At 69.3% G+C, this 9,590-nt stretch carries 1 pseudogene; it reads left to right on the plus strand.

Features of this window, described 5'->3' with window-relative positions:
• Positions 1-466: 466 nt before the first annotated feature.
• Positions 467-9,590: pseudogene (locus AB0N07_RS48600) on the plus strand (hypothetical protein); the annotation flags it as partial.

Here is a 9,590-nt window from a genome sequence, read left to right on the forward strand (position 1 = left end):
CGGGCTGCGGGAGGCCGTCCAGAGGGTGCCTGCGGTGCAGGCTTTCGTGACTTTCCTGGAGATGGTGAGCGGTGGGGGTTTGCCGGATGCCGTCGTCGGTGCGCGGCCGCCGCTTCCCCGGTCCAAGGTGCGGATCATCGCCGGGGTGCTCGGCAGGTTCGTGTTGGGTACGCCGCTGCGCGCCGAGTGGTACGAGGGGCTGCGGAAGCTGGTGGTGGATGTGTCGACCGCTGTCCGGAACCACCTTCGACCCGCGAACAGTGAGGTGGTGCTCGGTATTGTGCAGGGTGCCGAGTCCGCGCTTCACGACCTCAACCCCGACCCGCCCGAGCCGGTCTCAGGGCAGTGGCCGGGTGCTGCTGTTGACCCGGGCAGGGCTCCCATCACCCCGCAGCCGAAAAAGTCCCAGGAACGACTGTTCTTCGTTACGTCCGGCCAAGTCATCGCAAACGTTTTGGACCGGGGCTTGAGGTTCACCGGTAAGAACCTGAACATCTTCGGATTTTTCGGGACGAAACAGACATCGTCGTACGGCTTCGTCGCCGCCTTCGGTTCGGCTGAGGCTGCTGCGCGGAAGCTGGGCCGCGGGTTCGTCTGGGAGATCGATGCGCCGGGCGGCATCGACGTCGAGGCGACGCTCGGTGCAGCTCAAAGTAGCCTGACCATAGGTGAGGTGAAGTCGCTCTTTCCTGGTGGCGTCGCGAACCGCTTCATGAAGGGCGCCTGGAAGGGGCACGGAGGGGCGGTCGAGTACCAGAAGTGGTACCCCAACCCGGACTACGCGACGACGTCCAAGGGCTCGGTGGTGAGCGGTCAGCAAGTGCCTGCTGTCGCGGGGGTTGCGGCTGACGGTGGCGGCGGGTCTGCGGTGTCCCTGGAGCGGCAGTTCGATGAGCTGCTGCTGGGGATCGACCAGGAGGTTCTGCAGTCCCCCTTGGTGCAGGCTTTCGTGCCCTTCTTGAGGAAGGCGAGCAGTCAGCCCCTGCCGGTGGCCGGTGATCGTCCTCCCCAGGTGCCGCTCACCGTCCCGATGGCGGTGTCTTTCGCCAAGTCGCTTGGCGATGTCGTGCCGGGGAGGCCGCTGACGGCCCTCTCGTACCAGTGGGTGCAGAAGCTGGTGGAGGCCGTTTCGAAGGCTGCCCAGGCCACGTGGCCGCACGTCGGCGAACTCAGTGCCGAGGACCGTGAGGAGTTCCTCGGCACTGTCGACAAGGTCCGGGAGGTTCTTCCGCAGCTCGATCCCGTGCGGGCGGCAGAGGATGTCGTGGCGGCCGCAGAGGATGCCATGGCGGTCGACGAGGATGCCATGGCGGTTGATTCGGCGACGGGGCCGGCGGGTTCCGGTACCAGGCACCGGAATACCGTTGTTGTGGAGGTCGAGGACCCGCATGCTCTGCGGTGGTCGGATCCTCATGTGCCGCTGCCCGCTCTTGATGTGGTGCTTGCTAAGGGGCCGGGTGTCGAGATGCGGTTGGGGAGTGGGCGCTTCTCTCAGGGGGATGACGGGCAGGAGTTGTTTGTCGCGAAGTTCGTGTTCGAGGTCGGGGGAGTGGATGAGGGGGAGCGGCGTCGGCGTGCGGTTGTCGTGATGGCGGCGCGTGAGGCGCTGCGCGCCAGCGATGGCGAGCCGTGGCCGTTCGGCCTGGACTGGGCTCTGGTGGGTGCAGACGGGTGGACCGTCACTGACGCGGGCCGGATGGTCACTGTCCAGCCCGTTGCAGGTGGCGTGTCGGACTCCCGGGCGTATGTCCAGCTCATGCTGGGTGGTCCGGCCGACGGTCTTGGGATGTTCCGGGAGTTGCTGTCCGAGGACGGGCTGCGGGAGGCCGTCCAGAGGGTGCCTGCGGTGCAGGCTTTCGTGACTTTCCTGGAGATGGTGAGCGGTGGGGGTTTGCCGGATGCCGTCGGAGGTGCGCGGCCGCCGCTTCCCCGGTCCGAGGTGCAGACCATTGCCGGGAGGCTCGGTAAGTTCGCGTTGGGAACAGCGCTGACCTCTGGCTCGTACGAAGAGCTGCGGAGGTTGGTGGTGGATGTATCGGCCGCCGTCCGGCAGTACCTCCGCAACGAGGATCGTGCGCGGGTGTTCGGTATCGTGGGGGGTGCCGAGTCCGCGCTTCACGAGCTCGTCCCCTCCCGACCCGAGGCGACCACTGGGTACGCGCCTGGTGCTGTTCGTCCCACGAGATTCACTGACATCGCCCCGCAGCCGATCGTCATGTCCCAGAAGCGACTGTTCTTCGTGGCGGCCACCATCGACCCCGACGAGGCTTTCGTCCGGGGCTTGAGTTCCGCTGGTGAGGGCCTGAACATCGTCACCCGTGTCGAGTCGAAAACGCACCGTAGATTCCGCTTCATGGGCGCCTTCGATTCGGCGGAGGAGGCTGCGCGGCAACTGAGCCAAGGGTTCGTCTTCGAGATCGATGCGCCGGGCGGTGTCGACGTCAAGGCGACCTACGCCCGTCACGGCTACAGTGGCCTGCGCGCCGACGCGGTGAAGGCGCTCTTTCCTGGTGGCGTCGCGAACCGCTTCATCAAGGGCTCCTGGGTCATCCGCAATGGGGCGATCGAGGACCAAAAGTGGAAGCCCAACTGGGATTACGCGAAGGAGATCAACGGCTCGGCTGTGAGCGGTCGGCAGGCGCCGACCGGAGCGGTGCCCGCGGCCGACGGCGACGGATCCTCCGCCGTGCCTTCCGGGAGTGCCCCCGACGGTGCCACGACGAGTCACGAGGCGTTTGTGCAGGAGTCCGACGCGGAAGAGTCGGGCGGTTGGGGTCCCGCCGAAAGGGACCCTGATCCGGCGTACAGGAACGCGATCGTTCCGGAAGCCGAGGACCCGCACGTCCTGAACGCGGGGCCTGGGGCGCCGGAATCCGGCCCGGACCAGACGCTCGATCCCGGTCCGGTTCAGCACGAGTCGTCGGAGTCGCCGACCGGCACCCCAGATCCCGCGGCTCCGCTGTTCGGCGGTTGGGCTCCCGGCTGGGCGGGCCCTGGCGCGGGGGACGCCGGCACGCCTACCGCGCCCCCGGAGCGGCGCTCGTCGGACGCCATGCTCCAGGACGGTCTCAGAGGGCTGAGGGTGAATTCGGTGGTGGACAGGCGCCCGTCCGTCCTCCCCCCGGTCAAGGAAGTCTCGCAGCCCCAGTCCGCTGCTGTTCCTCAGGAGGCCGCCCTGGAGGGATGGGGCATGCCGGTCGCTCTCGCGCGGCGTTTTCAGTACATGGCGGCCACGAACGGGGTCGTCATCGACGTCCGCGGCCGCAGCGTCGAGGCGGTGCGCCGGCTGGCTGAGGGGGCCCTGCCCAAGCCGGAGGCGGTCAAGGCCAAGACCATCAACTACTACGACGCTTATCTGGGTGTTTCGTATGGGGCCGCCATCGAAAGGCACCCCGGCCGCGGCGGGCTGGTGGGATATTTCGAGCCCGGCCGGCCGGCCAACCTGCCGGACGATGCCAAGACCGTCGCGGCGATCCACAAGCGGTACGAGCAGCGGCTTCAGGAATACTCTGAATTGCGTGAGGCCATGAAGGCGCTGACGGACACCGATGAGTACCGGGTCGTCGACGGGCTCGTCCAACGCCGGAACGAGGAGGGCGAGTTTCGCTTCCTGGCCTCGGACGTCGACACCTGGGACATGTTCGACGTGCAGACCGGACTTCGTATCAGCGACGAGCGGCAACGGGCGATCATCGCGAAGATGATGGCGTCGGACATGGATGTCATGCATGAGGCCCACAAGTTCTGGCAGCCCGTCGGCGAGTTCGCTCAGCAGATCTTCCAGACCATCGTCGAGTTCCACCAACCCGGCGGTGAGCCCCTGCTCCGGTTCGTGCCGAAGCAGGGGCTCACGGTGGCCTACGACGAGCCGAAGATCGATCCGTCACTTTTCGCGCAGGACCGGGACCAGGACCAGGACGCCGCTTCGTCAGGCCGGTCGTCGGTTTCGGAGAACGCCCGTCCTGACGGTGACGCTGCGGGGGACGGGCACGCGGGTCAGGCTCCGCTGACGGAGGGCGCCGGCGCACCGGGCGCGCCCGCACCCAAGATCGTGGTCACCGCGCCGGACGAGCCCGGCGACCGTACGCCCTGGTATCTCGAGTACGGCGCGATGGGCCAGGCCGTCGTGCCGGACTCGGTCAAGCAGATCGAGTTCACCGACGAACAGGCCGAGCTCTGGGCGGCGGCGATCAGCGACGGACTGAAGCTGCCGGAGTCGGTGCCGGATCCGGAAGGTGCGCTGCGTGCCGGGATCCGGGACGCCGTACAAGAACTCCTGCTGACCACGGAGCCGAAGCACTGGGACAACCTCCTGGCGGCCGGACGCACACTCGTCGTGGCCGGCCGGCTGGTGTGGCTGCGGCCGGTGCTGCGGGATCTGACGTTCCTTCCGTCGGAGAAGAAGGACGTGGCCGAGTATGCGGTCGGGTTCACTTCCACGCAGACCGGGGGCGGGAGCGTTCGCGAGACCGTGCAGGGCGCGGACACGGTGGTCTTCACGTCCGTGAACCTGGGGGCGGGCGCGGCCGCGTCGGCCGCCCTGGCCGGCGCGCCGCAGTTTCGCGTCGAATCGTCGAAGACCAAGGAGCAGAGCTGGGCACGGACGGTGCTGTTCGGCCGCAAGCCCTTCGTCAATGAATTCAACCGCTTCAGCGCCGGGCTGGAGATGCGGGTCTTCGTAGGGGGCAAGGAGGCCACACCGCATGGTCACCGGGTGACCGTGCCCGACCGGATCCACGTCGACCTGCCGACGCCGTACTCGGCGGAGAACGGCCATCGGCCCGATCCGGTCGCGCCGCAGGGGCCTCGTCCGCAGCAGCCACGCAAGCACGGGCCGTCGCAGGCGCGGGACATGCTGAATGCGGTGGACATGACACCGGTGATCGCCGGTCTGCACAGCAGTCTGCTGGACGCCGGGCTCCCGGCGCCGGCGGTGAAGAAGTTCATGGACGGCCTGGAGATGGACTCCACGAAGGGCTTCCTCACCGAACCGACCGCCCGCAGCCGCTACCTGTGGTGGGCCTCCGGCGACACGTCGAACAGTGTCGAGGTGAGCGGTCCGCTGCTGCGCTCGAAGTTCAAGGGCCATGTGCGGCTGCAGGCATCGATCGCCAGCCTGCAGTACGTCGGCGACACCACCGTGGGCAGCCGCGAGGACATCGGCGCGGGCACCAACCGGACGGCGTCCAGCAAGGGCGCGTCGGTGGGCGGTCTGGGCGGCGGGTACAACACGGCCGGCATCGGCTCCGGGGCTGACGCGGCGGCGGCCGGCAGCGACCCGGAGAACGGGCACGGGGCGTCGCACCCCGCTTCGACGACGGTCCGGGTGACGGGCATCGCGCCTGCCGTCGGCGGCAGCTTGACAAGTGAGCGCGGCACCGGCTACGCGCTCGAGGCCGGGCATCTGAGCCACGCGGTGCTGAACATCTTCGGTGACCAGAGCAGGTACCGCGTCGGACTGCGACTGACGGCGACCGTGGAGTCCCCGACCCACACCGTCAAGCCGGTGGAGGTCACCACCGAGTCCGAGCTGAGCGTCCCGCAGCGCGAGGCGGCCGACTTCGTCAACCGGACGGTGGGCGCCGGGTGGACCCCGGACCTGCGCCCGATCGAGGAGGGGCCCGACGCGCCGCGCCACCAGGTGCTGACACCGCCCGAGCCACATACCGTACGACGGCTGCCCACCGCCCGGTCCCCGTTCAACTTCGGTCTGCTCGAGGACTCCCGGAAGGGCATGCGGCTGAACCCGCATCCGCGGGAACCGCTCGCGCTCGCCTCCCGGCAGGGCTTCGGCTTCAGCATGCCGATCGCTTTCGCCGGGGCCGAGATCCTTCAGGCGGACATCCGGGCGGCCATCGCGCAGCACCACCAGAACGCGGTCGGCGCCCGGAAGGCCAAGAAGACCGATTGGGCGACCGCGGACCGCGATCTGGCGGCGTTCTACGGCGAATCCGGGCTTGCCGACCCCCACAAGGCGCTGCTGGGCGTCCACGAGTCCATCGAGCTGGGTGGCCTGCGCTACAAGGTCTCCGCGAGGCTGCGATGGGGTGACCGCATCGACGGTCCCAACCCGCTGGCCGGCCCCGCCGACCCGGCGAAGGATCCGGTCGAGCAGACGTACAAGATGAAGGTCAACGCCCGGGCCGTCCGCGGCGCCACGGTATCGGGGGAGCGCAGCCGCGGGACCACCGGCAAGTTCGGCTTCGGCGGCGGTGCCCGAGTGGCCGTACCGGAGCACGAGTTCCACCTCGGCGGGCTGCACTTCACCACCCCGTCCTTCCGCCTCGCGCTCGGCGCGTTCAAGGGGTTGTTCGGCGGCTCCTGGAAGAAGGCCCAGAAGTTCAGCGGTCTGGCGAAGAACTACCGGCGGACGGAGACGGCCGGCGAGGTCCACGAGGACCGCTACTGGATGATGTACGAGTGGACGGTCACCCCCGCGTCGGGCAAGCCGTCCTACCTCAGCGGCCGGGTCCCGGTCGTCGGCCGGGTGGTGACCCCGCTGGAACACGCGCCCAAGCAGCCCGTCACTCCGAGGCAGGCGGAGACCGCGGGCAAGGCCAGGATCAGCAAGAACCGCCCGCAGACCGACCGGCCGCTGGACTTCGCCACCGGCACCCAGGGCATCTACCCGGCCTTCCTGATGATGCCCGAACTCGCCCAGCTCGCCGCCCAGCTGTATGCCGAGGAGCACGACCTGCCGGACAGCTGGCTGCGCGACCCCTCCCAGTGGCCCGAGGAGATCCTGGACCTGGCGCATCCGGTGATCCTGGGCTCCGGCTTCGGTGCGATGACCGCGGCGCACGGACACGAGTCCGAACTGCCGAAGACCGGTAAGTACAAGGAGGCGTTCCGGGTCAAGCTCCTCACCGACGCCCCTGAGGACCTGGGTCCCAGCAGCGAGGTCGAGGTCGAGCACTACCTCCAGGCCGCCGCTGCGTACGAGAAGGAGAAGAGCAGGGAACTGGAGCTGGGCCTCAGCGGTTCGGGCGGCCCCCAGTTCCGGTTCGGCGCCGACAGGGAGGAGGGCCACCACCACAGCGGCATCGGCGGCCGTGTCACCGTCCTCGGCTACGGCGAGGCCGCCGCCGAATGGGGCCACAGCGACGCCGACAAGGCCGGCCGGATCGACATCACCCGGGCGACCTACGGCGGCGACGTCCACACGGTACGCACCAACCCGGTCTTCGAGCTCACCTACGTACGGTGGCGGGGCAAGGAACTCACGGAGACCAAACGGTACTTGAGCAAGGAGAACGGCCTGGACCTGCTCGTGCCCGAACGCCGGCTCGCCGATGTGATGCCGCCGACGCCCGAATCCGACTCGCAGTCCGAGGCCCGGTCGGCGTCGGAACCTGAGACCGTCCCGGCTGCGGAACCCGAGGCCCAGCCGATGACGGAGTCCGGTTCGGAACTTGGTTCGGAGCCCGGGACGCAGGCCCAGCCGGAGCAGACCGGCGACGCCGACCAGGACCTGGCGCCGACTTCGATCCCGGACATTGTCGTCACCCCGCCCGCCGACGAGGACCCGAAGCTCACCCGGACGTACTTGTCCCCGGACCTGATCGCGGGCGTAGGGCACCCGGAGGTGCTGCGGGCCGACGGCGTGCTGGAGGCGATCTTCCAGCGGCTGCGGGACCACGGTGTGGTCACCACCGAGAAGGTGGCCGGTGCCGCACCGCGTCCCAACCTCCTGAACCGCACACTGACCGCCTCGTTCTCCTCCGAAGCGCTGGAGCCCGAGATGCTCGCCCTGACGACCAACCAGGGCGTCAGCCGCTGGCTGCCGATCCCCGGCGCCCTGGGCTCCACCCGCTATTTGTGGGTGAAGGTCAACGCCACCCGGCTGGGCCCCGCGACCGACCAGCGACCGCGCGACGACGTCAAGCTCACCCTGCGCGGCGAAGCGGAGCACGAGAAGGCCGAGAGCGAGAGCCACGGACTTGAGTACGGCGGCGGACTGGACGCCCGCGCTCGCGTGGAGGGCGGCGGCCGGCACGGCGGTGTGGAGGGCGGCGCCGGCTACCGCAGCTCCCGCGGGAGGACCGAGGAAAGCACCGACAAGACGGTCAAGATCTACCGGGCCAACCCCAAGGACACGTCGGAGGAGTTCAACCACGACATCACGTTCCAGGTCGAGATGGGCACGACGACCGAGCCGCCCGAGATCCTCAGCGTGCCTGCGCGGGCCGTCGACAAGATCGCCAGGTTGTACTCCGGGGAGCCGTCCCGGGACCGGGGCGTCTTCCAGTGGTACGACGCGGGTGACGGCACCGAGGGGAACAGCCCGCTGGTGGAGGGCGGGAAGGCGCGCCTGCTGGTGCCCCGGCACATGACCGTCGAGACCCATGAGCCGCCGCAGGCCATCGATCTCACCCGGGTACGTGAGACGGCGGTGGCCTGGGAGTCGGCGCCACCGCGGAAGCCGAACAAGCTCAAGAGGCGGAACCAGCCGCAGCAGCCGGCCACGAAGCCGGACGCCCCCACGCGTCCCCCGCTGCCGAAGGAACTCGTGGAGGGGCTGCACCCCTGGTCGGTGCCGGCAGCCGCCTCGATCGAGCGCTGGGCCGGTCTGACCGCACTGCGCCAGCGCACCGCTCCGGAACTCGACGTGAGTGCCCCGCCGCGGATCGGCGGGCTGAACTTCACCACCCGGGCCGGACTGCGCTACAACCACTTCACCAGCGGCAACATGCTCCGCTCGCACATCAAGGAGCTGCTGAACCACGCCTACCAGGTCCCGGTGGGCAGCGACCAGGTCACGGTGGGCCTCGAACTGGACAGCGCCGAGATCCTCGGCCCGGTGGAGGGCACCCTGCTCAAGCAGCGGTCGTACGAGCAGCGCAACGAGGAGCCCAAGTCCGAGACGGAGCGGGCGAGCGGCTGGGACATTACGCTCGGGCCGGAGACGGGCGGTTCGATCGGCGAGCACAAGGTGTTCGACCGGCTGCCCATCACCGTCAAGAACTGGCTGAACAGCTTCAAGCGGTCCTCCGCGATGGGTGAAACGGACGAGCGCAACAAGGAGGCCCAGCGCCCCTACCGCCAGTACCGCTTCGGCGTCACGGCCGTCGTCCACGGCCCGCACGGCGTCATCCGCATCAAGGTCCCGGCCGGTCTGTACGGCGGGCTCCCGGTCGACACGGCCACCGGCAAGCTGGCCGACGGCCTCGAAGACGTACTCGGCGGATTGCTGGCGCCCCGGGCCAAGCTTGCCCTGCCGCAGGTGGTGCCTGCCGGGAGCGGGGCGGACACCGGGTCCGGCACGGTCGGTCACGAGGCGGCTGCGGGCATGGACGCCGCCGACACCCGTCAGGAGTTGACGGATGCGAGATCTTGGCCGACGCAAGATGCCGAGGACAACGCCTCGCTGGAACTGTTCTCCGGCGCCGCGGCGCCGGAGCAGGTGGCGGAGGCCCGCACCTTCCCTCCGGGCCTGACGCACACACATGCTCCCGCCGCGGTCGTCACCCATTCCATGACGGAGCTGCCGGAGGTCGCCGCGTCCGACGCCGCCCCACAGCACGGCACCGTGGCCCCAGCCGCGCGGCTGCCGGAGCGCGCGGATCAGGCGTCGGCTCCGCCGGACGAGG

This window comes from Streptomyces sp. NPDC051172 (genome assembly GCF_040682555.1).
GTDB lineage: Bacteria > Actinomycetota > Actinomycetes > Streptomycetales > Streptomycetaceae > Streptomyces.